Origin of the sequence: Noviherbaspirillum aridicola, from assembly GCF_019656455.1 — a bacterium.
Lineage (GTDB): Bacteria > Pseudomonadota > Gammaproteobacteria > Burkholderiales > Burkholderiaceae_D > Noviherbaspirillum > Noviherbaspirillum aridicola.
Genome location: NZ_BPMK01000004.1, coordinates 63830 through 88723, shown reverse-complemented (window position 1 = coordinate 88723; position 24894 = coordinate 63830). Strand labels below are relative to the sequence as shown.

Below are 24894 nucleotides of genomic sequence, written 5' to 3'. Positions count from 1 at the left end.
AGCCTGCGCGCCAAGCATAGGTCGGGACGCGCAGGTGTTTATCACACTGGCCCTGAACTCCCGCCTGGACTGCAACGTGGACGGGCGCAGCTGTGATGCCACCCACGCACAGATGATCGAGCTTATCGAGCACGAGCTCAGAAACTTGCGCGCCCTGGAGCCACTCCGGCCCACGTCGACCACCACCCTGACCAGCGCGGCCAGCGCTACCACGGCGCAAGCAGCGGTACGGCGCCCCCGCTTCCCGCCTGCTAGAGCCGCAGTCTGCTCCAGCCCGCCTTAACCCCGGGCCTTAAGGCCATACTCCCTCACGCGCGGGCAATCACCAACTCATGAAGGCGTGCGCGCAGCACGCCATCCGTCCCTTCCGGGGACGCCAACCAAAATATCAAGCGTGTCAGCTGAGCTATATAGCTGCACTCGCCTGCGTGTACTACAATCTTGTTGATAACTGGCAACGTCAAACCACCATGATTAGCGAACTCGCAGGCTTCACACTCTCCCGCACCGTTCCCCAACATGTCCTCTACGGCGTCGTCACAAACGCCTACAAGATTTGTGGCGGCGTCATCCGCAACCCATCGGGGCAAATCGTTGCTCATCTCATCAACGCCGGAAGCTCATTGGCCGCCGCGCCCGCCATTCCACTTGCCGGCCCTGCCGGTCTCGTCCTCAATGCCGTCAACAGCTTCCAGCTGTACAAAATTGGCAAAGACGTCAAGGCCATCGAGGCGGCTACATCGCAGCTGATCAGTCTGGCTCAGGGCACCATCGCTCTATCCGGGCTCACGCTCGCGGTAAGCAGCGCCGGCTTCGTATTCCTTGCCAGGAAACTGAACCAGATTGACCAGAAACTCAATGAGATCGCCAAGGACGTTAAGGCAATCAAGACTTTTCTGCAGTCGCAGGAGAAGGCCGCGCTGGCCACCGCACTCAAGACGCTCTCCGGGATCCATTCTGGCCTCGAGGACAAGACACGCATCCCGCTTCTGATCAATGCGCGCCAGACACTCGGTGAAATTCACCAGCGTTACCGCGACCAGCTGTTGGCCGTCGACCGCATCGAAAACGTGTTTGCGATCGAAGAGTACTACACCGTTACCGCGCTGGGGCATGCGCTCTGCTCGGCAGAACTGGACATGCGCGACACGGCGGTATCCGATCTCGATGACGCGCATGCAACCTGGACTGCGGCAGCCCGCCGCATTGGATGCGACCTGGCGCTTGGCAAGGACCCGGAGCGCTTTCTCCTGTCGGCCTACTCGGCGAGCATCCGAACCGAGGAGATTGTCGACTGGCTGGATTTTGCACATGGCACGGAAAAAGGAATTGCTTGGGTCGACGATTTGCGCGCGCAGATGTCGCCGTTCCGCCTGCCTCAGCTGAAACCGAGCACTACCGATACAACAGGTATCGATGTCTTGCGCAAGTTCGCTTCACGCAACCGGGTCTACGAAGGCTACGCACTCCAGTATCGTTATCTGGAAGCGAACGGCATCCGACCAAGCATCATGCAGCAGTTTGTAGAATCCCTGCCAGCATCCGACAGACTGGGCGACTGTTTCCTCTTCGTCGCGAACGAGAGCGACCGCGGGGCCGACGCTGCTTGACCAGCACCACTTCATGAATACTTCGTTAGACCTAAGACTGGCAAAACGACTATGTCTTCGTAAGCAAGCGGCTTGAGAAGCGAGTGACCTCCGCCTATCCGCTCAACAGCGCGTCATATAACTGGGCGATGAGCGACCATTGTCCGGTCCTGGTCGAATTCGAGCTCCCCGTTCAAGTAATTTAAGCGTCCGTATGGAACAGGGAACGGCGCCGCCCTCCGACCCTTGCCCCATAGGCTGGAGATGCTCCGGCTTGCGGGGCGCGAGAACTAGCTCGTCAAGGCGCAATAGCGGATCAAGAGATGTGAGACTCAGGCGTCCTGGTACGACTGGGACCGGGGGCCGGCATTGAGGCTTCGGAACTGGCAACCGCCCGCGTGGAGCGAGAAGCAGTGCTTACGGGCACTCGATGTCAAACGGTGAAAACACACCTGGCAGCGGTTGATTGACGATCGCTTGGCTTGAAGGCTATCGTTGTCCGCGCCGGTCGACTCGAAGCTTCACAATATAGCGCGCCGGGCGCCGGGACCAACTTCCGGCGCCGCATCGTGTTCTGAAAACAGCTGCGCCGCCAGCCGCTCTCCCCCTCGGTCCCGCAGCGCTTTTGACAGGGCGTCACGAAAACCTTGATCCCTGATCGACTCGTATGTCACGTCCTTGTAAACATGGCGCAGTTCCGCCTTGAATACGTCGGCGCTGCCGCCGAAGCTGCTTGCCAGGTCTTGCTCCAGCATTCCGAGCAGGACGTCGTCGCCGGGCATGCCGCCGGGCAGAAAGCGCTTGTAGCGTTGGGGCAGGCGGTCGCGCACCCTTGGCAGCAGGGTCAGGGCCAACGCCTGGACGGCACCGAGCAATTTGACCTGGAGTTGCGCCTGTATCGCGGTATTCAAGGCAGCAATCTGCGCCTCCAGCAGCCTGACCCGCTGGTCGAACTCGGGCCGATTGCGGCGCATGATGATCTGGCCAAACTTTGGCACATTGATCAGGAAGTCGTCGTACAGCGCCTTGCGCTGTTCGTCCAGCCTCGTTTCAGTCCACTCTTCCATGGGCGGCGCCGAGTCTCCGCCCGAAACGGGCAGCGCCGTCTTCGGGTCGAACCGCGGGATCAGTACCTTGATGGCCTGCTCGCCTTGCAGCAGCAGAAAGCTGTTTTTCAGGCGCTCCTTCAACGCCTTCTCCTCGCCTATCAGCAAATCGTTGGGAATGCTGACCCGCTTTGCGGAAAGGCGGTAGCCGGTGAGTTCGAGTTCGACGAACTGTACCTTCGATTCGAACACCCGTTCGGCGCGTGCCACGGAAAACTTCTTCGGGGGCGAGTCCTGCAACGAGGCCAGGGATTCTTGCACTGTTTGTGGCGTTGCTGGCCGTCGGCCTACTTCTGACTCCTGCGGGGACGGGGTGAGCGGATTACCCGCGTGGGGCGCGCCGCAGGCATGAAGCAATGCCGCGGTCGGGTCCGCGGTACGGGAGATTACCACGGCGTTTGGCTTGTGTTCCGTCTTCGAGCCGGCCTCGATAAGCAAGGGCGTCGGCGCATAGACCAGCGTGCGCTCGTCCGTCACCAGCAAACCGACGCGCAGGCCTTCCTGCTGCCGGAGCGCGAATTGCTGCAGCCCTGCCAGTTTCTGCAAGGCCTTCAGTCCCTCTTCGGTACCGTATCCAAGGCGATAAACCTCCGGGTCGAGGTCGATGATGGCCGTGACAAGCAGATGAGGCCTGGTCTTGAGGCATTCGGAAATGGCGTCCACGACTGGCTCGGTAATCCCCGGTGCAACATACACCAGGGTTTGCCGGGTGGCCCGGATGGCCGCGCACAAGGTCTCGTCGTTGGCAATCGTGAAGCTTCCACTCCCATTCATCTCGTCTCCCCTGATCATCTTGTCTGGCACCTGTCCGTTCGCGCCGAATAAACGCCCGCTCCCAATCTACCGAGGCCGTCCAAGGGCAACGGCTGCGCCGGACAATCAGGGCCGGTTCAATTCCATGCGCGCCGCCATAACCATGAAGCCTCCCCGGCAGGCCACCACCGTCAAGTTGTTGCGGCAGTAGAACCACTCGCCCTGACCTGAACCGTCTATGCCGGTCGGCTCCAGCCAGACCTGGGAAGTCTGGTAGCGGTCCATCATGGCCTGGATGGCCGGACCGTCACTTGCCAGGCGTGCAGCCAGCGCGGCGTCATCCAAACCGTACAGCGCACGCAGCGGCGCAGGATCGACGAACGGCAGTTCACGCGGCTGGATGATGACGAAGGGGCGATAATTGCGAGGCGGGATAGCCCCGATCAAAGGCGGCTGGGGATCGTTGACTAGGCGCCACTCGCGCCGCGGCATCACTTCTATGGACGCGCCTGCTTCCCCCGGTGGCGCGCTGTAGGCAAGTATGCGGCCGACAAGCACGCCGTTCAGCATCGTGCGGGTGTCGAGATGCAGCACCGCGACCGTCTCGTTGACCACGTTGAAGCGCGCAATGACGGGCCCCGGGCTGTCCGGCGGCACGAGCTCGACATTGCGTATCCCCGCACCGCGCACCTCCAGCGTCACGATGTCCCGAAGTCCGGCGTTCTGCTCCGGAGAGATGCTGAGGAAGGCAGTGAACGGTCCTGTCTCACCGGGCGCAGGATCGTCCGGCACGGTACCAGGGCTGGCAGTACCAGGTACGGGCGCGGGTTGATGGACAGGCGGTGAAGTTGTCCCAGGAGATGGCCGTGATCCTTCCCCATTCCCCGCCGCAGGTGTGGGCGCAGGACTCGAAGGCGCGGTTGGCGCCGGACTTGCACCTCCCGAGGTATTCCCCGTCGTCACAGAGCCAGCCTCAGCATTGTCGCCCCCGCCTCCGCCGCCACCACCGCAGCCGGCCATCAATACTGAAAGAAGGACACTAACCAGAAACGCGGAGGAAGATTTATTCATTTGCAGAGCATTCCATCTCGGCGGGGGCTCCCTGCTGCCTGCTCCGCTTCTGGCGAGCGGTTCGACTATCATGCCCCCTGCCCGGGCCCTGCGTATTGATGAAAGCCGAAATGCATCGACTTTCGGTCACTCTTCTAAAAGACCGGCTCATTGCCCAGGTGACCTGTCTTCAGCCGGGATGACGAGCAGCCCTTCAGATCACATACTTGCGCCTGAAGTGCTCGTAATGTTCCTGCAGCTGCGGCGCCAACACGGGCGTCATCGTCAGCATGCCCTGCACCAGGTCCTCGAGGTGCAGAATCCTGACCCGATGTCCCAGCGAACCTGCGGCTATTTTGCGAATGGCCGCGGCGTCCCTGGCCAGGCAGTCATTCGCCCTCGGGAACACGAAGAAAAGCGTGCTGCCGGCGTGACTTGCCAGATAGGAGACGTTGCGGAGTATCTGATAGTGACGCATGAATCGGCCTGGCTCCAACCATTGCGCATCGACAAGGCGGCTCAACGGCACCCGATAGAATGATTCAAGCTTCCGCCGGTATTTCTCCTCCCACTGCCGAGGGCTGGCCGTGCCAAATCCTGACTCCGACAGCTTTAGCTCGAAAAACACCTTGCGGCCGTCTTCATACTCAAGGAAGAAGTCGAAGTTGGTGCTCTCGGCCTTGTCGAAGACCTTCTCGAATGTCGCGCGCACCGTGCCGCCAGGAAGGCCTAGCGCGGTGAGCAGGCGCGGCATGTGCCTCCCCTCGTCCGCACAGAACGGAAAGAAGAGATTGAAACACATGGCCTGCGACGAATTCAGGTGGTGGAAATACTTGTGATGGGTGATAGCGGGCGTCGCTGCTCTTGAGTAGGCCACCCACTCGCTCCGGTATGCCGGCAGCAGGTTGAGATGCCCCCGGGCGGGCGGAAGGATATGGGGATGCGCAACCTGCCGCCCTTGATGGGACCAGTACCCGGATTCCGTCAGCCCGAGCACCTCCTCCTTGTAACGCTGCAGATGCGCGTTCAGGCGCTCGCCGTAGGTCCTGGTCCCGCTGGTCTTTCCAGACATTGTCGCCCCCTGTTTTGCCCGATCATAGGTTCACAGTCAGTCGGAATCCCTGACGCGGCGCAAGCGTCAACGCGCGACGGCACGCGGCATCAATGCAGTAGAGGCGCGCCATGCTAAAGCGTGGCGGCGCACTGGCGCTGCTGCAAAACGTGATGGCACTTCGTCCCGTAATCGCGGCACCAGACCGCGGCCCGACGAATTAAACGCAGCCGACCGGGCGCGTTCCGAAGAAAAGTTCCAGTCCCTGCGCTAGCGCTCATCCCTTGTTTGAGAAAAATTAACCGCAGTCCTGATGTAACACCAAGTCCTAACACTTTGTTACTAGATAATTACGACTTCAATAGCAGCAACGGAAAGCAATCCAGACCGCAGGTCCGCGCCTGCACATCACTATCAAGAAGAATCAAAGGAGTCGGCATGGGGATTCTGCGCACGATCTGGCAGTGGATCGCGTCTCCGCCTCGGAGGGAGCACAAGAAGTGGAATCCCGATCTGAACCCGATCGACATCCGCGCGATTTCCGATTCGCTCAAGCTCAAGCAGGAAGGGGCGCGCCTTGGCGCCGTCCGGGTGCCAGCGGAAACCGACACCGCGCTGGCCGGCCCGGAAGCCGCCGTGGTAAGCAAGGTCGAGGAGGCAAGGGCTGACTATGCGGCCTGGGGGCAGCTTCGCCTGGCCTCACTCAACAAGGAGCTTTCACGCAAGGACATCACGCAGGAAATCAACCAGGCGCACGAGGCCGACAGAGAATTCGAACGCCGCGCGGCCGCCGAGCTGACTGCCAAGTCGGCGCAGCTGCGCGACTTGGCGGAAGTAGCGAATGCCCGCAAGCGCGAACTGGACGACTTCAAGCGCCAGAACCGCATCGAGCGCCTGTCCCAAGCCCCTGAGAATGGCGGGAAGGCCCTGCACTACGCGATCGCGGCTGCCATGATCGTCTTTGAGGCCTCAGTCAACATGTTCTTCTTCGCCAAGGGTCTCGATACCGGCCTCACTGGCGGTTTCATTCACGCGGCACTCGCCGCCGGCGCGAACGTTGCTGGATCCTTCATGTTCGGCGCATACCTGATTCGCAATGTGCACCACGTCAGTCCGCTGCGCAAACTGCTCGGATGCGTCGCCGTTACCCTGTGCGTCGCCTACATTTGCGCGATCTCGCTCGGCATTGCGCACTACCGCGACGCCCTCAGCAGCGGTGTCGACAACGCCATGAACATGGCCGCCCAGACCATCGTAGCGTCGACCTTCCAGCTCGGCGACATCTCTTCCTGGCTGCTGTTCATGGTCAGCGTGGCCTTCGGCATCGGCGCCACCGCCGACGGTTACAAGACCGACGATCCCTATCCCGGTTACGGCGAGAAGTCGCGGCTCTACGAAGCGGCCGCTGACGATTACAACGCCGAAATCGACGATCTTCACGACTTCCTGGAAGAGACCAAGAAAAACACACTCGAACAGCTGGATCGGACCGCGGCGCACGCCACCACATCGGTCGCCGTCTTCAGTAACCTGATCGACGAGAAGATTCGTTCAGCCAACGACCTCCGGCATGCGATCGCCGGCGCGGAAGATGCGATGAAGGCGCTGCTCCAGGAATTCCGGACCGAGAACAAGATAGCCCGCGCTGGAGCCCCGGCTCCTGCCTATTTCGATATCTGGCCCCAACTGCGCACTTTGCAGATGCCGGATTTCGACACGCTCGAGGACCAAAAAAACCTTGCCCGGCAAAGAGAGCTGCTCGCAGCCTTCGTCGACGAGTTGCAGGATATCCGGGCGCGCATACAAACGGCTTTCAATCAGCGCTTCGATGCGGTGCAGTCGCTCGACGCCCAGTTTCTGGGCTCCTCTGGCGCGACTCGAAGGCGCACCTCCTCCGACGCTGAAGCGGGACGGGTAATTTCTGTACCCGCGGCCGCGCAAGGCACGCTCGAGGAGGCCCGGTAATGGGGCGCACCGGCAGGCGTGCCCAGGAACGCAAGCGCAAGAACACGATCGTCATCGGCCTGCTCGGCTGCGTTGTGGTTGCGGCCGGTGGCGCGATGGCCTATGTCGCCCTGACGACGTCCGAAGGAATCGATCCGGTTACCCTCTGCCCGAATACCGGTCCGACCAGCCACACCATCGTGTTGGTGGACAAGTCGGACCCGATGAGCTTTACGCAGCGCAAGGACTTCGACGTCGTCTACGAAGAAATCATTCGGAAGCGGGTTCCGAAGGGCGGCCTGCTCTCGGTGTATGCGCTGGAAGAGGACTTCAAGGATAACGCGGATCCGGTGGCCGAGCGGTGCAACCCGGGTGACGGCAGCGACGTAGACATCAAGACAGGCAACCCCGAGCGCGCCCGGAAGATATTCAAGGAAAAGTATCTGGACCCGATGGTCGGCGTCGCCGACGATCTCACCACTGACCGCCGAGGCAAAGCATCGCCAATTTTCGAGATGCTGCAGCTCGTTAGCATCGGCTTCCGCAAGCATGATGTACGTGGCGAGCGCGAGCTCATTGTCTTCTCCGACATGCTGCACAACACGCCCGGGTTCAGCATGTACAAGGACAAGCGGCTGCCGAAATTTTCCGAGTTCGCCGAATCCTCCTATGGAGCGCGGGCGATGACGGATCTGCAAGGCGCCAAAGTCGAGCTGCAGATCCTCATGCACACCCCGCAGCTGCAGAAGAAGGAACTGGCGTACTTCTGGGAGGAGTACGTGTACAAGGCAAAAGGCAAAGTCACTGCGGTCAACGCCATCAAGGGATGAGATCTCCTGTTTCAGAGGATAAGAACCATATGAACACCACCTCCCACCACGCCGTCAAACTGAACGTCCAGCGCCTGTTCGGACTGGCGCTCGTCCTCAAGATCCTGTCGTCGGTTACCAGCGTGCTCCTGGATTCTCCCTGGTTGCTCGGGCTGGCAATTCCGCTCGCCGTCATGGCCGGCTATATCGTGCTCGGCTATTACTGCCGCAATCATGACGTGTCGGAAGAGAAGTTTGCCGACAGTTGTTACTACATCGGATTCATCTTCACGATGACCTCGATCATCGCCTGTCTGTTCGACCTGCCGAGTCTCGCGGCTGGCGAGGGCATGCGTAATATCGCATTGCGCTTCGGCGCCGCCATGGTCAGCACCGTCGTCGGCATGGGCGTGCGCGTTTATCTGGTCAGCTTCCGGAAGGACGCCGACGACGCCCTCAGGGATGCGGAGGAAGCGGTGATCGATTCGACCCGGGCCTTCGTCCTGCAGCTCAAGTCGGTCGTGGATAACCTCAAGCAGTTCGAGCACCAGGTGATGGATGCCGCAAAAATGACCACCCAGAACGTCAACCGGCAGGTTGAATCTCTCGGCCAGCAGTATGCTCAATCCCTCGCCAGCTTCTTTGAACAGCTTGCTAAAGAAAACCAGGCCGCTTTTTCCGCACTGATTAAGGAGGTGGGTCAGGCGACGTCACGCCTGGCCAGGACAGTCGATATCTATACCGCGGGCATCAAGGGAAATCTTGATGGCATTGAACGCAGGGTGAGTGACTTCGCCGATGCAGTGACAAAGCGCCTCGCAGAAACGACCTTCCCCGACGACTATTTTGCTCGTGAACTCAAGGCGCCACTCGAACTGTTGAAAAATGAGGCTGCAGGCCTCGGCCAGAGCGTGCAGATGGTATCGACTGAAGTGCGCACTTCGGCCACCGCGATCGGCGAACTGCTAAGGAACATCACCACGAAAGCCGAACTGACCAAGGACGTGATGGCCGCGGTCCTGACGCTGTCGGATCAGCAACGCGCAATCGTTGAAAATGCTGGCTTGCAGCTGAAATCGCTTGTCAATCTGACGTCCCGCCTCGAGATGATTGAGGCAACCCTGCAGTCCGCTGCGCAAGCCATTGGCACCAGCAACGGGGTCTCAAGTGAATTGCTTGCCAAGCTTCTGTCCCTGTCCCAGGAGAGCACCGCCCTGCGCCTCGAGATCCAGGAAGCCATGACGGCTCTTGTCACGAAACTCGATGCCAATGCGGCGGCCTCGGCCGGCCTCATGCAGAAGGTGGATGAGCAGGCCGGAAAACTATACGGCAGTACCGGCGAACTCGCTTCCGCCCTGGGAGGGCACGCTGCAGCAGCACTCATCGTCGCCCAGCGGATGCAGGAAGCCAACGCCGTCGCGGGAGACAGCGTGCGCCAGCTGGAAGGCATGGTTATCAGCAATGAGGGACTCATTGCGTCGGTCCGCGAAGTGACTCCGGCCGTCACCGCCGCCGCACAGGCCTCGACTCAGGCGGCAGAAAGAATTCAAGCGGTATCGCAATTGATCGGCAACGCGAGCGGCAAGGTAGCCAGCGCCATCGACAGCTTGAATGGATTCAGTACCTCGGTCCGACCGCAGGCCGGCGGCCCTGGAGCCGACGTCCAGGAAGTGACGCACGCTGCGCAGGTCTCCCAGGCCGCCCTCGTTACCGACGCAGTGCTCGGGGCGGTGGCGGACCAGGCCGCTCGGGCGGTGGCGGTGAGGGTGGAAGTCACCGGCGAACCAGGCAGCGAACTGAAGCTTGTCAAGCCGGACGACACGGTCGGACAGCCAGGACACCCGGATCCCGCGCATGGAGCTCCCGTGGAACGGGCGGCAGACCGCGTACCCACTCCAAGGGGCTGAACTTTGAAAAAGAAGAACGACCAGGTTTTCCCGACATCGCTCAGCGAAGTTGCGTTCGTCCTTGTCTTTCTGCTCATGCTCCTCATGGGTTACATGCTTTTCCTCGAAAGCAAGGAGAAGACAGAGGCCCGGCGGCGACTTGCCGAGGCGGAGGCCGTGAAGCATCCGGAGAGCGTGATCGCAGCGATGCGGGAAGCCAGCCAGGAACTGAAGGGCACGCTGCTGGCCGGCAGTCATGGTGATCCCGACCAGACCATCAGTCGTCTGCGCGAGGCGGTCCAGACGCGCGCCGAGCGCGATGCCTTGCGTCTGCAACTGCGCGAACTCAACGATCGCTTTACCGCCTTGACCGCCCTTCGAGAACAAATTGCGAAAGAAGCGAATAGCGACGGTGCGAAAGTCACCCAGGAGGAGATCGAGCGAGCCCTCGCGCTTCAGGAGCAAATACTCAAGCTGGCCCAGGGGGATCAGCACGGCGACGACAAACACCCGGATGGGGCCCCGTCCGATGAAAGTGCGCGCCAAACACAGGATCGCAAGGCGGCGCTGGAGCGGGTGAGGAACGCCATTGCGGCCACCAATGCCCTGCACCAGGAGGTTAGGGACAAGCTCGGTCGGAAGATCAAACCGGGAACCGAATCGGAAGCCGTTCGCCAGCTGGTCGACGGCGGCAGGGAATCCGAACAGCTCGCCAGAAGCCAAACCAATCCTACTGACCTGAAGAGAGAAAACACCGACCTGCGAGGCCAGCTCGCCTATCTCACGCGTCAACTCAACCGTAAGGGTGGCGTGGATCATCCTCCCTGCTGGCCTGACGAGAACGGCAAGATTGAATTCCTGATCAATGTCGAGACCCGGCCGGACGGCTATGTCGTGAGCAAGGCATGGCTGCCGCACCGCGAGCAGGAGGCGCGATCGCTACCTGGGCTTGAGCAAGCCATTTCTTCCGGCTTCCTGACACCGGCCAACTTTGCCGCGGCGATGCAACCCATCCTCAACTGGAGCAAGAAGCAGGATCCGCAGTGCCGCCATTTCGTCCACCTGACGACCACCATTGCCGACGGCAATGCTCGCGACCGGGCACGCAGGCAGGTCGAGGGATTCTTCTACAAGCGAGAGGCCAGCCAATGATTTTGGCCCTGCAAGCGATTGGCTCGGCCGTGCTGACCTCTGCGTTTCTGTGGCCGCTAACCGGCCTGCACGCCGCCGAGCTTACCGGACGTGTCGTATCGATCGCGGACGGTGACACGCTGACGGTGCTTGTCGAGGGCCGTCAGCAGTACAAGATCCGCCTGGCCGGCATCGACGCCCCGGAAAGGCGGCAAGCTTTCGGCGAGCGGGCGCGGCAGCATCTTTCCGAACTTGCTTTCGGCCAGACCGTGCAGGTGGAATGGAACAAGGCCGACCGCTACGGCCGCGTTATCGGAAAGGTCCGGGTCTCCGGCCGTGACGTCAACCTCGATATGGTCGGCGCCGGAATGGCGTGGCATTACAAGGCGTACGCAACAGAACAATCGCCGCGCGACCAAAACACGTATGGCGCCGCGGAAAGCGCCGCGCGCCGCGCAAAGAGAGGTCTCTGGCGCGACGCAGATCCGCTCGCGCCATGGGAATTCCGGAGACTGCGGTGATGCCCTGCCCACAATTTTGTAAGGCCACGCAATGCAACGGTGGAATGCGGCAGCAATGAGGACTTGGTGTCGGACTCTGCCGAGGATGCTCGACGCTTGTCCAGCTACGTCGATTCGCAGCGCGAACGCGACAATGCCCTCCCGCGCAGCGACGTACTGTTGAGGTCATTGGACGCCGCACCCAAAGTCCTACTCGAACGTCTTTGAAAGAACGCAATCCCGCCTGCACGCTTTATTGTTATGAATGATTTCGAACCAACACCTACCTGAGGCCCCAATGCAAAACAAGACCCCAAGTGAGATCGCCTTTCACCTAAACAACCTTTATCGTTCTGAGTTTGGCGAAAAGGTGAAGGGACGCTTCCTGATATCCCACGCAGACCTTCGGGCTCTAGCAGGGCGAGCCCGGCTAGAAGGGGGATTAATCAAGCAGATCGCTGAAGCGCTGGCTGACGAAGGCTTACTGCTCATTCACCTGGAATCGATTGCATCCTACGGTATTGGCAAGGAATCTTCATTCCAGAAATGGCGAAAAGTGCCGAAGGGAGTTCTGGCAAGGGAAAAAAAGCGGAAGAGCTTTTCAGCGCCCGCAGCAGCGTGGCCCTTTCCGGTCTCCATTCGTCCGTAGGACCATTCCGCGCGGTCTATCCAACCCTTATACCTTCGGGCCCTGGGGCTTACACCTCCCGGTTTAGACCCGACGCCCCCGGGTAATCACTCCTCCTGGGGCAAAAAATTGCTACGCTGTGGTTTCTCTGCAAGGGGGTAAAAGAATATGGATAAGCGAATACTTGGCAGGCACAGAAGGCCGTCAGTGGGCGGCCTGTTGACGTTCACTGAAAATTGACCCATTTTGGGAGTGGAGTGCCCCCTGCGCCTGGAGCGGAAAGGGGTTGGGAATTTGATACGCTTGCTGCGCTTTCAAGGAAGGAGCAGCAGATGTCCGCACGAGGACCCTATCGGCGACACAGCCAGGAATTCAAACTGCAGCTATGCAGTGATCTCCGGGATGGCAAGCTGGGGCACCGGGAGGCGCAGAAGACGTATCGCATTTCAGCAAACCTGATCCAGCTTTGGCTGAACCAGTACGGCAATGGCGAGCTCGACCAGGAAGAGGCCACCGCAAGCACCATCGCAGAGTACGAAGCAATGATCGCTGCGCTGGAACGGAAGGTTGACCGGCTGCCGATGGAACTGGACCTGGTAAAAAACCGTGCGTTCAAGAACCGCGAGCGCCAACGAGCCGTCATCGCCCATCAGCGGCCCCCATCTCTCTCCATCCAGCGGGGGTGTCAAGTGATCCATCTTCCGCGCAGCACGTAATATTACCGCTCGACTGCGAACGAAGCCGACCTTCCTGACGCGCGCTTGGTCGACCTGATCGGCGATATCAGGATGAGTTTCCCGGGGATGGCTCCCGCCGGGTTACCCGCGAGCTTAAAGTTCGCTGGCATGTCGTCAACCACAAGCGCGTGGCGCGGGTGATGAAGGAAGCCAGCCTTGGCATCAAGCCGAGGAAGCGCCACCCTTGCAAAGATTTTCAAAGGGTATAGAACTGCCTAACGAGCGTTGCGCAATTTTATACCCTCGCCAAAATGACCATAAAAATCATCAGCTATCTTCGTGTCTCGACTGTCAAACAAGGCCAGTCTGGATTAGGGATCGAAGCACAGCGTCATGCTATTCAGACGTACGCTGCTAGCAAAGGCACGAAGGTCAACAGAGAGTTTGTGGAGATTGAGTCGGGCAGAATTAACGCGCGCCCCGAGCTTGCTGCTGCCATCCACCTCGCCCGAGTGACTGGCGCTATGCTTGTAATCGCGAAGCTCGACCGGTTGTCGCGCAATGCCTCCTTTCTTTTAGCACTGCGCGACGCCGGCGTGAAATTCGTTGCAACGGATATGCCAGATGCGAATGAACTCACGGTTGGAATCATGGCGCTTGTGGCGCAGCAAGAGCGTGAGGCTATCTCGAAACGTACCCGTGATGCTTTAGATGCAGCAAAACGCCGAGGCAAGGTTCTGGGTAACCCAAACGGGGCAGCGGCATTGAAGCAGGCACGCAAGGGAAACGCGGCGGGAATACGAGTGATTCGTACAAAGACGGACGCCTACGCAACCGATCTCCGACCAGTCATTGATGCTTTAGAAGCGGAAGGCATCACATCACTGGGCGCGATAGCCGCAGCTCTAACCGAGCGAGGTATTCGCACGCGGCGCGGCGGCCAGTGGCACAAGAGCACCGTCCGCAATCTGCTCAAAAAAATCAGCGCCGCTGGACCTACTTGAACCTTTCGACACGTAGGGTCTCATGGTTCCGGGTGGTAGCGCGCTATGACTCGTTGAACTTCCGGTCTCGACCCAAAGCCGCCATTCGATCATCCGACTTCAGCAGCACCGGCTTGAGTTCAAACTGGCCGAATGCCGATTTTTCGCCGGGGGAAATTGGATGTCTTCAGGAAGGATGCGGTAGACCGACGTCTGATGCATGACAAAAGGATCTGGCACGTGCTCATGGGACGCGCAGAGTTGGTTACGATGAACTAACCCGAATCTCCGGCAGGGCGATGTCCTGAGTGCGTGTCCCTCGCATACACTATGAACGTGTTCCCCAAAGATTCAGACACGGGGGAGATTTCCCCACGCCTTGGCTGAAAAACTGGCGCTTTCAGTGCAGGATAAGCAAGACGCGCTTTCCGTCCTGCTGGATCTCAAGCTACCTTAACAAGGCGGAAGTGTTAGCGGCATATCCGAAGGAATGAACAGTCCACTCCCTGAGTATGATGCAGCCGTCCCTGGGAGCCGGAACCGAATTCCCGGGTGACGCGGGTGTACTTGAAGCGATCACGCTCGTGGCCTGGCACGGCCAGGAGCAGCCCGGTACTGTCCCAGAAGACTCAACCAACGATCAGCGGTTCGGGCGTCGCTTATGTGGACCGCAAACTCAGTAACCGTACGTACCGCGCGTTCCAGCAGTTGGATATCCGCTTCGTGCTGGCGGGCCACATGCGGATCTTCTAGGAAGATTACGCGGCCGCACTGGCGGCGCAGGATGAGTTCAGCGATTTGGGCATCGCCGCCCATCGGTCCACTAAGCAGTGGCTTTACCCAGCCCTCTCCTTCCTTGCCCTTTCGCCGCACAGCTAGCTCGTTTAACAAAGCGCCAGTGGTGCCGGTCGCATGACGCAATGCGAATCGGTCGAGCAGTTCGAAATGCTTCTCGGCGATCTCGATCATCCGCCCCTTCATCGCGTCGTGTGCGATCAGGGCAATCGAGTCTTCCTCAAGATCAGGACCGCCGGCGCCCGGTCCCGGAGCGCCTGCTACCATCGCCTCCAGATCGAGCCATTCCCGCGCGCTCGCCAGCGTCGACAGAAACGGCTTGCCATGAATAATGCACTGTCGCTTAAGTGCCGAGGCCTCCGGAAAGCTCGATGATGGATCGACCGGGTCAATCAGGTAGATCACGGCATCGACGCCGCGAGCCGGAACCGGATCGACAACACGGGACACCAGCATCATGAGTCCGCCCTCGCGTCCGTACGGGAACCGTTCGAAGCGGCCGTAGCCCGGCAATAATCCGTAGTTCTCTATCGCGTCCATTGTCCTGCCGACGACGACAAGCGTCGGCTGGAGCCAGTGTTCGATCGCGTCCCGGCCGTGGGTCAGCAGTTGTGACAGCGCGGCGTGGGTGTCGGCATGGTGGGAGCGGTTGGCGGCCAGTCCAATACGCTTGGAAGGCGCGGGAGGCACAGGCATCTCAGGCCGCCCGGCGCAGCGCAGCTGCCGCTGCCGCGATTGACCGGATCGCAGTCCAGTCCTGCGCGTGCACCAGTTCCTGCGGCGTCAGCCATGACCCGCCGACGCAGGGTACGCAGGACAGTGCGAGAAATTCGGGGGCGCTCTGCTGCGTGATGCCGCCGGTCGGGCAAAAGCTGAGCTCGGGGAACGGCCCTGCAAGTGCTTTGAGCATGCCAACGCCACCGGCCGGCACGGCGGGAAATAGCATAGACGCGGCGTCTGGTCCGCATCTTCACGGGACTCTCCTCGGTGATGGTCACGGTTGATGCAATGCGACCGCTCGCGGTGACTGCCAATGATGCCCACGCAGCGTCACCGCGTAACGCGTCGCGCGGCGGCTACCAGGTATCGCTGCGCTTCCCGCAGCGCCCGGACCGCCTGATCGCGCGAGAGCGTTGGATAGTCCTTGATGATTTCGGCGAGCGTGAGGTTGTCCTTTAGGTTCTCAAACAGTATCGCGAGGGGGACGCGCGTGCCTTTGAAAACAGGCGTCCCACCCAGAATGTCCGGGTCGCTTACGATCAGATCGTCCATCACGTTCTCCCGCCGCTGCCTATCCTGTGCACGATTCTGGGGGTTTGCTGTGGATCGCGCTAGTCCATAACCTGTGAATGTCTTGCCAATTCCTGTGGATTACCCGGCCGCTGCCGCGATTGGTGCAAAGCAATTTTTCCGTTTCATTTCAGACACTTATCCAAACAAGTCAGCGGATACCCACAGGCTTGTCTACGTTTTTTGTGAGTAACTTCTGCCTATTTTTTATGCAGTTACGGTTCTGGACCGCCAAATTGCGGAGGCGTAGAAATGACCTGTGCTGCGGCACCTACCACCTGCAATACGTCATCGACGCTCGCGCGGACAAAGTGCTCATAACTGCGCCCGCACGAAAAACACGCAACCCGTCCGGCCGCATCCCGCTCGCTGCTGGCGATGTGAATCCACCCACAAGTCGTGCACTTCAACATCAAATCTTGCGCGCATTGCGCTTCCACGGCTGCTCGATACTTTTCGCGCCAATTACTCGGGCCTGGCACACGGAGGGGGCCGGTGAGCGTTGCTGTGTCCACGAGTTTCTGGTCCATGCGGTCAGTATAGCCCCGGCATGCGGATTACTTAGTACGCGAAACAGCTGGTGAACTTCCTGCTCGCATACTGTTCTTTTATACAGTACTTCGTGTATCCTCGGGAGCGCGTCATGGGCGAATGGGCAAGGCTTCGGTACGGGGTGATGGAACCGGGCGAAGTGTTAGCGGCTAACGCCGATCGCATCCGCGCTTTGCTTGCCGCCGGCCCCGAGGAGCCAGAACCACCCCAGCACGCCGTGGCGGCGATCGAGCGCGTGTTGGCCGACATCGAGCAGGCAAAGGGGGAATCCCGAACTCGCCCCTGACGCCACGTTACGCAGTAACGGCATAAATGGTATGACCGTATGACGATTTGACGGTATAACGATGAATGTGCATGTGGTCCGACTGTGGCGGGACGGCATCCAGGTGCCTCGATGGCAGCTCGCGCAGCTGCAGCCAGTCGCCGGCGAGCTCCGCATCGAAGAGAACAAGGACGAGCTGCTCCGGCGCTTCCTGCGCGTTGCCAGGCTGCTGGGATGTACTGCACCGGATCTGGGCCGGGACATGCTGCCACCCCTGGTCGACGCGGCCGTCATCTACATCAAGGGCGACCGTATCAGCATCAGCGGCTTCGAGCGCGGCGAGATGAGCCAGACGTACGCCCAGACCTGGCTGGTCGAGACCGTTACTGCGTAACGCTGAGCACTACCCGAGGCGGCATCGTTTCGTGTCCGTCTACTGGCACCTCCTGAACGAAAAGCTCTTAGGCGACCAGCCGGAGCACCGGCGGACGGCACTATCGTGCGACGTCGCGCCGCCCGGCGAAGCGCTGCAGCCACTCCGCCGCATGGTCGACACGCTCCGCGTGCCGGCGCACCCTGCCAACGCGCCTGTGAATGACCAGGGCCGCGTGCAGCACCGCGGCATGGCAGGCGACCACCAATGTGCCCTGCCCAATCTCCGGTGACACACCCTGGCTTGTCAGCCACGGTCCCATCCACCCCCGAAAAACCGCCGCCAGGACGGACAGCACCAGCGCCAGCCAGATCGACTGTGCCACGACAATCTGGCGGATCTCCCCTCGCAAAGACATTTTCTCCTCCCACTCGACAAACCCTGCGCCGCCGCCGCGTATCGCCCGCCGCGGGCGCGATGCATTAGGGATGAGCGTATCAAGGGAGGTGGTGGGATGTCTGATCTGGCGCAGCAGGCCGGACCAGGTGTTGCGCGCTAGCCGCACCCGCGGCCGGGGCCGGGCCGCTCCAGCCGGCGGTTAGCCGGCGACCCGGTTGAACGCCTCGCGTATCGCCAGACCGCTGCCAGTCAGCAGCAGGCCGAAGTAGCCGATCGTGGCTAGGTTGGCGACGTGGCCGAGCATGATGGAAACGCCGTCGCGCTGGACCAGGCCGATCGCCAGGCACATCAGCGCGACCGCGGGGAAGGTGTTACTAAACGGGATCAATCCGAACGGCGCCATCAGCAGCACCGCGCCCAGGACCAGTGCCGCATTGTTGAGCATCGTGGCGCCGCTGCCCTGGACCAGCCAGGTCAGCCGGTGCGGCTCGGACACGCGCTCGAGGTACCCCATCCAGCGCAGCGACCGCTGCAGCACCGGTCGCAATTTATCGGTGGCGATCACCTTGGTGCGCAGTCGCTCCGGCAGCCACAGGCCGCGCCCACGCATCCGGCACACGGCAATCAGCAGGATCGCGCCACCGAATACTGTACTGACGCCGGGGATCGAGACCGGGATCAGAAACACCAGCGCCAGCAGCGCGGTCAGGATCATCAGACCGTCCCTCCCGGCCAGCGCGAGCAGATGATTGAGCGTGACGCCGGAGGGCGGGAGGGCCTCGATCATCGCGGTCAGTTTCTCGCTCAGCAGCTCGGGCGGGTGGGGGCGTTTGCCGGAAGGACTCGATTCGTTATGCATGCGGAGGTGTCGGCGTGTCGGAAACGCTAAGCTTTGCTGGACGTGCAGCAGTGTAATGTATAGCGGCTTACCGTTGTATCTTTCCATCGAGCGACAGGTTGTCCTTGCTGATGGCGGCATCGACGTGAGCCTTTTGCGTTCTGCCCCAGGTGCGGCGCAGCTTCGAGTCACAACGTTACTGCGAAACGTTCTGTGCGCGAACCGTTTCGGACTGACTATACTGGCGAGGTAGGCAGTGGGCCGCGCTTGGGCGCGGGGTAGTATGTGTGCGCAGCATGCTACTGGAGCGGGGTCATACCCAATCCGGCCGGACTAGTTACCCGGCCTGCCTGGTTCGAATCCGGTTACTGCCGCCTCCAAATCTTCTCGAGCATGAAAATGGAACCGGCGCATTGGCAGGAGTACCGCGAGGCGATGCAGGCGGTGGCGCGTGCGTTCGGCACAACCGTGCTCTGCTCGCAGAAATACCAGTATCTGAGGGTGCAGTTCGATTTAAGCGGACTGACTGGCGACCAAGTGCGCGCGTTGGGTACGCTGTCGCACCTGGTTGAGATCGCCAGCGAGTTTCCACGCGGTTTCCTTGGGGGGCTGGAGCTACCTAATGCAGCACTGGCCTACGCGATGCAGGTCCTGGGAAGCGAGGCGGCCGCCCGCGAGTGGATGCGGGCGCCGTCGACCTGAATCAGCAACGCCCGGTCGACATCCTCGAGACAGAGCCGCAGCTGGTGATGGACCTCCTTGCCCGGATGGAGTACGGGGTCTACTGACAGGCCGCGTTACTGCGTAACGCAAATGCTCCTGCCGCCGCGGCGCGGAGAGGGAGAGGGCCGAAAAAACCAAGAAGAACCCAGAAAACATGCCCCCAACGGGGGTTTCATTATCGGCCAATTTTTCTAGGTCCGAATTCGACGCATGCGGCCAGCGACTGGCCTCCCGCGCTCCACCAGGGCGTTAAAGCGTTGCACGAGGATCTGAGCGGCCCCCTTAACTGCCGGGACGTCGGACGCCCGGCCAATCTTCCACACCGTGTTCACTGCATCCTTCGTCAGTTCCCAAAGAGCAAGCCGACAAGCCTCCTCCTCTCGCCATTCGTCAATGTTTTCGTTGTCATCCCCACTCAGCTGCGCCAACAACTGCGCGACTTCCTCCGCCTTCTTCTGCGCCTGCTGTTCTCCGAGCCACTCTTCAAGGGAGATCTGTTCGGCTTCCTGCTCCTGGAGCCGGCGCCGCTTAGCCTCACCGTAACTGGTCCGGACCCGCTTCGGGCCCGTCCGCGCCAGATTGAAATGCATTGCCACTTCGAGATGAAAAGTATCCTGTAGCGCACGCATGGCTGCTACCCGATACGTGCCAAGCCGCTCCCCTTTTCCACGAGTCCCGGTCTCTGCAAAAAACTCTCTTCGACGCCTGAGTTGAGCCGCATAACCTTCGTGCACTGCTTCGAATCCCTCGTTTTCCAATGGCACCAGCACATAGTGGATATGTGGGTGAGCTTCGTCGACATGTTCGACTACACTTCGCAGACGATCATCATATCGTCTCCGAAGCCACTCGATGCATGCGTCCCGATACGACGGCCACTGTTCACGGGCGTCTTGTGGATAGGAGATCACGCCAACCGCCACTACTGGCCGGTTTTTCGGGTAGCGGCGCCCCCGGGGCCGCTCCGACGTCGCACTAGCTTTCTGTTGTGCCTGCACCCATTCACCAATTATTGGCAGAACCGCCATGGGGGTAACGCCGTGGAGGACGATCGGTGGCTGTGGGTTGCATACGTGGGGGCAGTGCTCGGGTATGCGTTCGGCTTCGGCAAGGAGATCGGCGGCGCTCCACCCCGCCGAACGGAAAGTACCTCCATTGGGATCGGCGCCATTGCGCCTGTTGGCGGAGCTACGTTCCCGTACCCGCTTGGCATAGTCGACGTGCAAGAACTGAACTTTCATCACACTCCTCCACTGTGAGCGAGCGGCAGGTCTCATTTCATACGCGAACAGCGTAGCCTATAACTTCTCGCGAAAAAACTTGATGTCCCCCATCGCAATGCTGATGCTTACGACGAGGCCGAGATAACATGCAATGCTCAATAAACCGACTATGCATCATTCCTCAGTTCTGGTGATGCATAGTGAAGAACGTAATTTGGGAAAGATGTCGTCCTCGGCCCTCGTTCGGAAAACGCCGGGCGGCGCTCGAATGACGCCGCCCGGCGTGGTAATCCCACATGGCTATGAACCAGTCCCCGGCGCACGCCGACGGGCTGCAAGTAGCCTCATGAACATCGCCTGCACGGAGGCAGCCAGATTCAGCTCCTCCGACTCCGGCGCCGCGCTGTAGTGGATCAGTAGTTGATGCGCTGGTCCACCGTTGCGCCGGAAGACCAGCACGGAATGCTCGCACTCAATGCATAGAACTGCCTGCAGACAGGCCACGAAGTCAGCTTTCTCTTCCTCGGGCAGAATAGCGAGGGCTTCCGGCCCAAGGAAATAAAGGGCTTCCAGCTTCGGAAGGCGAGCGCGCTCCGACGCCTTTACCGGGTCCAGGGGATGACTTCCTCTGCATGCGTGCACGAAGTCGGTATCTACGCAGCGCCATAACGCGCTTGCATGAGCACGAAGCACCGCGGCCACCGGCGCCTGGTCCGACCGTTTTCCGGGCATCGCCTGGGTCACTGCTCGTGCAATCAGGTGCTCCATGTCCCAACACCCGTCCTCTTCCTCCAAGCGCGCAGCGAGCGTGGTGAGCTCACGGACGAGCAGCATCTGTGACCGAAGCAGGTATCCACGTTGAGCTGACGGTACGGAACGGGCGCCGTTAGCAATGGCCAGATAAGCGAGAGTGTGATGCATGAGTCCTCCTTTGATCATGTCGGACTTCCATCGTGGCCCACCAGGTAGGGGCGCGGGGACGTTACGGAGGCAATTAGGAAGAAGACAAATCCCTACAAAGCCTTGGATCGTGGGTGGAGCCACAAAACCACTTGCGATCTCGATTTTTGCAGCTAGATTTGAGTTTCAGTTGAAGGTGTTGACGCGCGGGTCTTATCAACCCGCGCTCATTCGAGCGTTGCCTGGCTCATCCCCGCTTAATTTGAGAAAGGGCTGCAATGCACTCCGTCTTTGCTTCGGGCTCCAGCGGTCCACCATTGTCCGGGTCCACTGCACTTCATGAGCACCTACCCGGTCCCGATGTACGTACTAGGCGAGTGAAGGTTGACGTCAGCGCGCTCTGCAGCAACGAGGAGTGCGCCCTTCGTCTCCGAACTACCGGCGGCCGTATGCTGCGCCACCTGTGGGACCGGGAAGCTTGGTCGCTCGACCCGTACATGCTTCATACTATCGTGAAGGGCCTGCGAAAATGCGGCGTGCCAGGTCTAAGGATCATCCTTGACAAAGTGTGGCCGCGCGGACTGCGCATACGCGAATCGTATGCAGAACTGGAAGCTGATCCTTGGGCCGTGATCCGCATTCCTGGCTCCACCGAGTATGTTTGCGTGCTTGTCTTTGGAACGAATGTCGGCGCCGGTGCCATCACCGACATCGTTCAGTCCCAGGTGCTCTCAGCGGTGCATTATCAGCATGAATTAAACATCAGCCACCTCCGCCCCCCATGGCGACAGCAACAGAACGCAAAGACCCGGTGAGACGGCTGCTGAACAGGCACTTTACCCGGCAGCGATTAGTTGACACAGAGCGTCGACATTGCATATCTGCCATTGATGCCACGGCTGCTTTCCACTTGCGACGTCCTGCAGACATGTGGAACGGCCTCCAAGGCACATCTCGGAGGCCGAGAAAGGCTACACCAGCAATTTATCGACGATCCAGCGCCGCAGCCCGGTCGTCGCGTCGACCCGCTGGCCGAGTTTGATCAGCCGTCGCTGCTCCGACCCAATCGTCGCAAGCGATTTTCGTAGCTTTTCGGTGTTCGTCGCGATCTGCTTGGCCAGCCACTGGTCAAAACTTCCCTCCGTACGAATTGCGTCAGCAACCGGCTGCGGGATCGGTGCCGAGACAAGTCCGGCTTCCTTGCGTTTGTCGCGCATGCGCTTTTGCCGCACAGCGTCGGGACTACGTTCTTGCTTCCGGCCTGATGCTGCGACATACGCTCGAACCCTGCGAAGACCGTGTTCACGTGACAAATGCTTCTCCTCTTCTGCGCGCGCCTTGCGGTTAGGTTCCGGTTTAGACTGGTCGTCGGCGTCTTCAACAATCATTTGCAGCCCCTCCTTTTCCAGACCGTGACAGTCACGCGTGACTGTCACGGAATCTGTCGATTTACGGCCCCTGCTGTGGCCGCGCCTGCAAATATTGTCCAAGGATTTTCTCCGACTCCGTATGCGGTACGGGTCTGCCGGAACCGGTAAAAATCGAGACGGGATGGAGCCCGTGGAACGGCGCACAGCGCAACCTTTTTGTGATAAGAGAGGAGTGAACTTGAAATGGAAGTAGTAAGCGGCGGCAATCGTCCGGCGGCTGGAGAAATGAAAACAGGGCTGGGTTTTACTGTTCCTTTCACTGCCGGCTGTAGCGGAGCTGTCGGGTATCTAGAAGCGCTTCCGATGCATGTCGCGCAGATCCTGCGCCGCAAACTCGTCCGCAATCTCGATCTCGCGATCCTTGACGTTATGGTTGTAGTCATACTTGACCTCGCGCGCCACCTTGCCGATCTGTTTACTGGGGCGGCTGCGAATGGACTGCCTACTCGTGACCTCGCCAACCCACTCGGCCGGAATCTCCACTAGCTTGCCGCGCCTGAGGCGATAGAATTTGCCGTCCCGCTCAATACGCTTCATAAAATCCCCACTTTGCCGGCGGCAACCGAAACCGCCTCGCTAAAGACAGTTGGACTGCGTCCATGCCAAAGTGTGCCGGCATCCTTCAAATCCCGTTAACCGAAGTCCGCCTGTCACCAACCGCCCGGCCGGCAGGCGCAGCGCAGGCTAACTTGCGGAATGGTCCGCACGGGTCGCAGGGTCAAGGAGCACTTGCTGCCGCATCCACTCTCTCATTGCCTTGCATTCGCTCCCCCTTGACTCCGTCCTAGCCTGAACGGCCGCGCTAACCATCATATCGCTAGGTTGGACGGTCACCAGTACGTACGGCACGAAATCGTCACGTCCAAACAGACCCGGCTTTCGCAGGGAAGGTGTACACCCTGAATGAGCGTTGCGTGATAAGGGATGCCGGTCGGTTTGTCACGGACGCGGGCGGAAATGACAGCAGGGATTGGCGTACGACAATCGCTTTCAGTCTCCGCCGGCGGCGCAACAACCCCATCACTCTCTTCTCAGCGTTCCGGCGAGGACACGGTCTCGCTCCTCCCGCGAGTATGCCCGCCGCTGTCAACGCGAGGATTCGATATGAATTCATGGACTACGGCCTTTCGTCGACGGCGATGAGCAGGTGTGTGTGACGACCAGCTGCCACATCAGGCCAAGTCGCGCGAGTTGAATACTTCGCAGCTAACAAAGCCGGGGTCAGGAGCACCCCATACCTGCAAACGTGGAGCGAAATGCCATGTTCACCAACTCGGCAAAACCTATTGCACGCCAACAGCCAATAGCTGAAGACTAATACTGCAAAGTGCTTTGCGGCATAGGTTCTAATGCTGATGTCGCTAATTCTGGTGACATGTCGGGCGCGCCTGCACCGGCAGTGATCGATTCAAGCATTGGCATATCCGTACTCAGGGAGAGGAGCAACAACGAAGATGAGCAAACGAAAGAACGAGCCGCAATATTCAGAGGATGACTCTCCCGACTCGGCGAACCGTAAAGGTAAAAATCCGAGCAGGTGGCCCGCGCAGTGGCGCCGTGTCCGGAGCAAGCTTTTTAGCGCGCGGCGGCGCCGAACAGACGGCGATCGGGAATTCCTTGGCGTCGCCGCCGCGGCCGGGCTGCTCAAGACGACCTCTGCGGCCGTTCAACTACACGCTCGTACCGGAAAGCTCGTCGGCGCGAAGATCGGGAAAAACTGGGTCTTCCTCCGGGAGTCCGTCACCGAATACCTGCGACTTGAGAGCGCGCGACAGGCGGAACAGCGGCGCGAGCGTGCGACATCGGCGGCGACGCCGCTGGCGGAGTTCGTGGGCCGCCAGGCCAAGAAGCGCAGGCGGCCCCTGCCCACCCTGCCCGACCTTCAAGAAAAGACCTAACCGGCATCAATCTGACCGATGCGCGACTGAGCAGCCGCCGCTGTGCGCGCATCGGTGATCACAGGACGGCTCCGTCGTGTCATGCAGGGCCAACTTTCATC

General features: G+C 60.3%; 25 protein-coding genes and 2 pseudogenes. 15 read left to right on the top strand and 12 right to left on the bottom strand.

The window, feature by feature from the left end:
- The first annotated feature begins 470 nt into the window (after window positions 1-470).
- Window positions 471-1610 carry a hypothetical protein gene (locus NCCP691_RS05650; RefSeq protein ID WP_220807280.1) on the top strand — a complete coding sequence of 380 codons (1140 nt, stop codon included), beginning with the start codon at window positions 471-473 and terminating at the stop codon, window positions 1608-1610.
- Between the two features lie 500 nt (window positions 1611-2110).
- Here the strand turns inward: NCCP691_RS05650 and NCCP691_RS05645 are convergent, their stop codons facing one another.
- The 3 genes from NCCP691_RS05645 to NCCP691_RS05635 all read right to left on the bottom strand — a co-directional run bounded on the left by NCCP691_RS05645 (window position 2111) and on the right by NCCP691_RS05635 (window position 5570).
- A complete protein-coding gene (locus tag NCCP691_RS05645; RefSeq protein WP_220807279.1) occupies window positions 2111-3487 on the bottom strand; it encodes a hypothetical protein in 1377 nt (458 codons plus the stop codon).
- Window positions 3488-3574: 87 nt separating this feature from the next.
- Window positions 3575-4240, bottom strand: coding sequence for a hypothetical protein (locus NCCP691_RS05640; RefSeq protein WP_220807278.1), 666 nt, complete (start codon window positions 4238-4240; stop codon window positions 3575-3577).
- A gap of 472 nt (window positions 4241-4712) precedes the next feature.
- On the bottom strand, window positions 4713-5570 hold the full coding sequence (locus NCCP691_RS05635) for a PGN_0703 family putative restriction endonuclease (protein WP_220807277.1): 858 nt from the start codon (window positions 5568-5570) through the stop codon (window positions 4713-4715).
- 417 nt (window positions 5571-5987) lie between these two features.
- Between NCCP691_RS05635 and NCCP691_RS05630 the strand changes: the two genes are divergently transcribed.
- From NCCP691_RS05630 to NCCP691_RS05590, 9 genes and pseudogenes are all read left to right on the top strand, one after another.
- Window positions 5988-7514 (top strand): hypothetical protein, encoded by a 1527-nt coding sequence (locus NCCP691_RS05630; protein WP_220807276.1) that lies wholly within the window; start codon window positions 5988-5990, stop codon window positions 7512-7514.
- Complete coding sequence (locus tag NCCP691_RS05625) at window positions 7514-8323, top strand: hypothetical protein (protein WP_220807275.1); 810 nt, start codon at window positions 7514-7516, stop codon at window positions 8321-8323. The genes NCCP691_RS05630 and NCCP691_RS05625 overlap by 1 nt, the downstream gene beginning before the upstream one ends.
- A 29-nt stretch (window positions 8324-8352) precedes the next feature.
- A complete protein-coding gene (locus tag NCCP691_RS05620; protein ID WP_220807274.1) occupies window positions 8353-10209 on the top strand; it encodes a hypothetical protein in 1857 nt (618 codons plus the stop codon).
- A gap of 3 nt (window positions 10210-10212) precedes the next feature.
- A complete protein-coding gene (locus tag NCCP691_RS05615; RefSeq protein ID WP_220807273.1) occupies window positions 10213-11340 on the top strand; it encodes a magnesium transporter CorA family protein in 1128 nt (375 codons plus the stop codon).
- Complete coding sequence (locus NCCP691_RS05610) at window positions 11337-11840, top strand: thermonuclease family protein (RefSeq protein ID WP_220807272.1); 504 nt, start codon at window positions 11337-11339, stop codon at window positions 11838-11840. Before NCCP691_RS05615 ends, NCCP691_RS05610 begins: the two co-directional genes overlap by 4 nt.
- Window positions 11841-12117: 277 nt before the next feature.
- On the top strand, window positions 12118-12468 hold the full coding sequence (locus tag NCCP691_RS05605) for a hypothetical protein (RefSeq protein ID WP_220807271.1): 351 nt from the start codon (window positions 12118-12120) through the stop codon (window positions 12466-12468).
- A gap of 311 nt (window positions 12469-12779) precedes the next feature.
- Complete coding sequence (locus NCCP691_RS05600; RefSeq protein WP_238482333.1) at window positions 12780-13163, top strand: transposase; 384 nt, start codon at window positions 12780-12782, stop codon at window positions 13161-13163.
- 101 nt (window positions 13164-13264) lie between these two features.
- Window positions 13265-13393: pseudogene (locus NCCP691_RS21585) on the top strand (hypothetical protein); the annotation flags it as partial.
- A 42-nt stretch (window positions 13394-13435) separates the two neighbouring features.
- Entirely contained in the window at window positions 13436-14128 is a 693-nt protein-coding gene (locus tag NCCP691_RS05590) for a recombinase family protein (protein WP_220807270.1), read from the top strand.
- A gap of 555 nt (window positions 14129-14683) precedes the next feature.
- Here NCCP691_RS05590 and NCCP691_RS05585 read toward each other — a convergent pair.
- The 3 genes and pseudogenes from NCCP691_RS05585 to NCCP691_RS05575 form a co-directional block, all read right to left on the bottom strand.
- The gene (locus NCCP691_RS05585; RefSeq protein WP_220807269.1) at window positions 14684-15598 is read right to left on the bottom strand and encodes a methylglyoxal synthase; all 915 of its coding nucleotides are present in this window, start codon (window positions 15596-15598) and stop codon (window positions 14684-14686) included.
- Between the two features lies 1 nt (window position 15599).
- A pseudogene (locus tag NCCP691_RS05580) lies at window positions 15600-15845 on the bottom strand (keto-deoxy-phosphogluconate aldolase); the annotation flags it as partial.
- 107 nt (window positions 15846-15952) lie between these two features.
- Entirely contained in the window at window positions 15953-16174 is a 222-nt protein-coding gene (locus NCCP691_RS05575) for a DUF433 domain-containing protein (RefSeq protein ID WP_220807267.1), read from the bottom strand.
- Between the two features lie 598 nt (window positions 16175-16772).
- Between NCCP691_RS05575 and NCCP691_RS05570 the strand changes: the two genes are divergently transcribed.
- Together NCCP691_RS05570 and NCCP691_RS05565 are read left to right on the top strand one after the other, a co-directional pair.
- On the top strand, window positions 16773-17030 hold the full coding sequence (locus NCCP691_RS05570; RefSeq protein ID WP_220807266.1) for a hypothetical protein: 258 nt from the start codon (window positions 16773-16775) through the stop codon (window positions 17028-17030).
- A gap of 61 nt (window positions 17031-17091) precedes the next feature.
- On the top strand, window positions 17092-17403 hold the full coding sequence (locus tag NCCP691_RS05565) for a hypothetical protein (RefSeq protein ID WP_220807265.1): 312 nt from the start codon (window positions 17092-17094) through the stop codon (window positions 17401-17403).
- A 100-nt stretch (window positions 17404-17503) separates the two neighbouring features.
- On the opposite strand, the gene NCCP691_RS05560 is transcribed toward NCCP691_RS05565, so the two are convergent.
- Together NCCP691_RS05560 and NCCP691_RS05555 are read right to left on the bottom strand one after the other, a co-directional pair.
- Entirely contained in the window at window positions 17504-17800 is a 297-nt protein-coding gene (locus NCCP691_RS05560) for a hypothetical protein (protein WP_220807264.1), read from the bottom strand.
- A 180-nt stretch (window positions 17801-17980) separates the two neighbouring features.
- Window positions 17981-18640: an exopolysaccharide biosynthesis protein gene (locus NCCP691_RS05555; protein ID WP_220807263.1), complete on the bottom strand. Its 660-nt coding sequence runs from the start codon at window positions 18638-18640 to the stop codon at window positions 17981-17983.
- A gap of 372 nt (window positions 18641-19012) precedes the next feature.
- Here NCCP691_RS05555 and NCCP691_RS05550 point away from each other — a divergent pair, with 372 nt between their 5' ends.
- Window positions 19013-19321, top strand: a complete 309-nt coding sequence (locus tag NCCP691_RS05550) for a hypothetical protein (RefSeq protein ID WP_220807262.1) — start codon at window positions 19013-19015, stop codon at window positions 19319-19321.
- A gap of 212 nt (window positions 19322-19533) precedes the next feature.
- Here NCCP691_RS05550 and NCCP691_RS05545 read toward each other — a convergent pair whose 3' ends face one another.
- Together NCCP691_RS05545 and NCCP691_RS05540 are read right to left on the bottom strand one after the other, a co-directional pair.
- Window positions 19534-20583: a plasmid recombination protein gene (locus tag NCCP691_RS05545; RefSeq protein ID WP_220807261.1), complete on the bottom strand. Its 1050-nt coding sequence runs from the start codon at window positions 20581-20583 to the stop codon at window positions 19534-19536.
- Between the two features lie 282 nt (window positions 20584-20865).
- Window positions 20866-21486, bottom strand: coding sequence for a hypothetical protein (locus NCCP691_RS05540; RefSeq protein ID WP_220807260.1), 621 nt, complete (start codon window positions 21484-21486; stop codon window positions 20866-20868).
- Window positions 21487-21914: 428 nt separating this feature from the next.
- Between NCCP691_RS05540 and NCCP691_RS05535 the strand changes: the two genes are divergently transcribed.
- Window positions 21915-22280: a hypothetical protein gene (locus tag NCCP691_RS05535; RefSeq protein ID WP_220807259.1), complete on the top strand. Its 366-nt coding sequence runs from the start codon at window positions 21915-21917 to the stop codon at window positions 22278-22280.
- Window positions 22281-22436: 156 nt separating this feature from the next.
- Here NCCP691_RS05535 and NCCP691_RS05530 read toward each other — a convergent pair whose 3' ends face one another.
- Both NCCP691_RS05530 and NCCP691_RS05525 read right to left on the bottom strand, forming a co-directional pair.
- Complete coding sequence (locus tag NCCP691_RS05530; RefSeq protein ID WP_220807258.1) at window positions 22437-22853, bottom strand: hypothetical protein; 417 nt, start codon at window positions 22851-22853, stop codon at window positions 22437-22439.
- A 330-nt stretch (window positions 22854-23183) separates the two neighbouring features.
- Window positions 23184-23432, bottom strand: a complete 249-nt coding sequence (locus NCCP691_RS05525) for a hypothetical protein (RefSeq protein ID WP_220807257.1) — start codon at window positions 23430-23432, stop codon at window positions 23184-23186.
- A 917-nt stretch (window positions 23433-24349) separates the two neighbouring features.
- Here NCCP691_RS05525 and NCCP691_RS05520 point away from each other — a divergent pair.
- The gene (locus NCCP691_RS05520; RefSeq protein ID WP_220807256.1) at window positions 24350-24793 is read left to right on the top strand and encodes a helix-turn-helix domain-containing protein; all 444 of its coding nucleotides are present in this window, start codon (window positions 24350-24352) and stop codon (window positions 24791-24793) included.
- Window positions 24794-24894: the final 101 nt, after the last annotated feature.

Excerpts from the sequence above, each read along its gene's own strand:
- NCCP691_RS05525 (WP_220807257.1), bottom strand. The coding sequence starts at position 23,432 with ATGAAGCGTATTGAGCGGGACGGCAAATTCTATCGCCTCAGGCGCGGC.
- NCCP691_RS05645 (WP_220807279.1), bottom strand. The coding sequence starts at position 3,487 with ATGATCAGGGGAGACGAGATGAATGGGAGTGGAAGCTTCACGATTGCC.
- NCCP691_RS05565 (WP_220807265.1), top strand. The coding sequence starts at position 17,092 with ATGAATGTGCATGTGGTCCGACTGTGGCGGGACGGCATCCAGGTGCCT.
- NCCP691_RS05520 (WP_220807256.1), top strand. The coding sequence starts at position 24,350 with ATGAGCAAACGAAAGAACGAGCCGCAATATTCAGAGGATGACTCTCCC.
- NCCP691_RS05535 (WP_220807259.1), top strand. The coding sequence starts at position 21,915 with ATGCTGCGCCACCTGTGGGACCGGGAAGCTTGGTCGCTCGACCCGTAC.
- NCCP691_RS05605 (WP_220807271.1), top strand. The coding sequence starts at position 12,118 with ATGCAAAACAAGACCCCAAGTGAGATCGCCTTTCACCTAAACAACCTT.
- NCCP691_RS05540 (WP_220807260.1), bottom strand. The coding sequence starts at position 21,486 with ATGCATCACACTCTCGCTTATCTGGCCATTGCTAACGGCGCCCGTTCC.
- NCCP691_RS05575 (WP_220807267.1), bottom strand. The coding sequence starts at position 16,174 with ATGGACGATCTGATCGTAAGCGACCCGGACATTCTGGGTGGGACGCCT.
- NCCP691_RS05610 (WP_220807272.1), top strand. The coding sequence starts at position 11,337 with ATGATTTTGGCCCTGCAAGCGATTGGCTCGGCCGTGCTGACCTCTGCG.
- NCCP691_RS05585 (WP_220807269.1), bottom strand. The coding sequence starts at position 15,598 with ATGCCTGTGCCTCCCGCGCCTTCCAAGCGTATTGGACTGGCCGCCAAC.
- NCCP691_RS05650 (WP_220807280.1), top strand. The coding sequence starts at position 471 with ATGATTAGCGAACTCGCAGGCTTCACACTCTCCCGCACCGTTCCCCAA.
- NCCP691_RS05600 (WP_238482333.1), top strand. The coding sequence starts at position 12,780 with ATGTCCGCACGAGGACCCTATCGGCGACACAGCCAGGAATTCAAACTG.
- NCCP691_RS05555 (WP_220807263.1), bottom strand. The coding sequence starts at position 18,640 with ATGCATAACGAATCGAGTCCTTCCGGCAAACGCCCCCACCCGCCCGAG.
- NCCP691_RS05625 (WP_220807275.1), top strand. The coding sequence starts at position 7,514 with ATGGGGCGCACCGGCAGGCGTGCCCAGGAACGCAAGCGCAAGAACACG.
- NCCP691_RS05630 (WP_220807276.1), top strand. The coding sequence starts at position 5,988 with ATGGGGATTCTGCGCACGATCTGGCAGTGGATCGCGTCTCCGCCTCGG.
- NCCP691_RS05620 (WP_220807274.1), top strand. The coding sequence starts at position 8,353 with ATGAACACCACCTCCCACCACGCCGTCAAACTGAACGTCCAGCGCCTG.
- NCCP691_RS05635 (WP_220807277.1), bottom strand. The coding sequence starts at position 5,570 with ATGTCTGGAAAGACCAGCGGGACCAGGACCTACGGCGAGCGCCTGAAC.
- NCCP691_RS05550 (WP_220807262.1), top strand. The coding sequence starts at position 19,013 with ATGAAAATGGAACCGGCGCATTGGCAGGAGTACCGCGAGGCGATGCAG.
- NCCP691_RS05560 (WP_220807264.1), bottom strand. The coding sequence starts at position 17,800 with ATGTCTTTGCGAGGGGAGATCCGCCAGATTGTCGTGGCACAGTCGATC.
- NCCP691_RS05530 (WP_220807258.1), bottom strand. The coding sequence starts at position 22,853 with ATGATTGTTGAAGACGCCGACGACCAGTCTAAACCGGAACCTAACCGC.
- NCCP691_RS05545 (WP_220807261.1), bottom strand. The coding sequence starts at position 20,583 with ATGAAAGTTCAGTTCTTGCACGTCGACTATGCCAAGCGGGTACGGGAA.
- NCCP691_RS05590 (WP_220807270.1), top strand. The coding sequence starts at position 13,436 with ATGACCATAAAAATCATCAGCTATCTTCGTGTCTCGACTGTCAAACAA.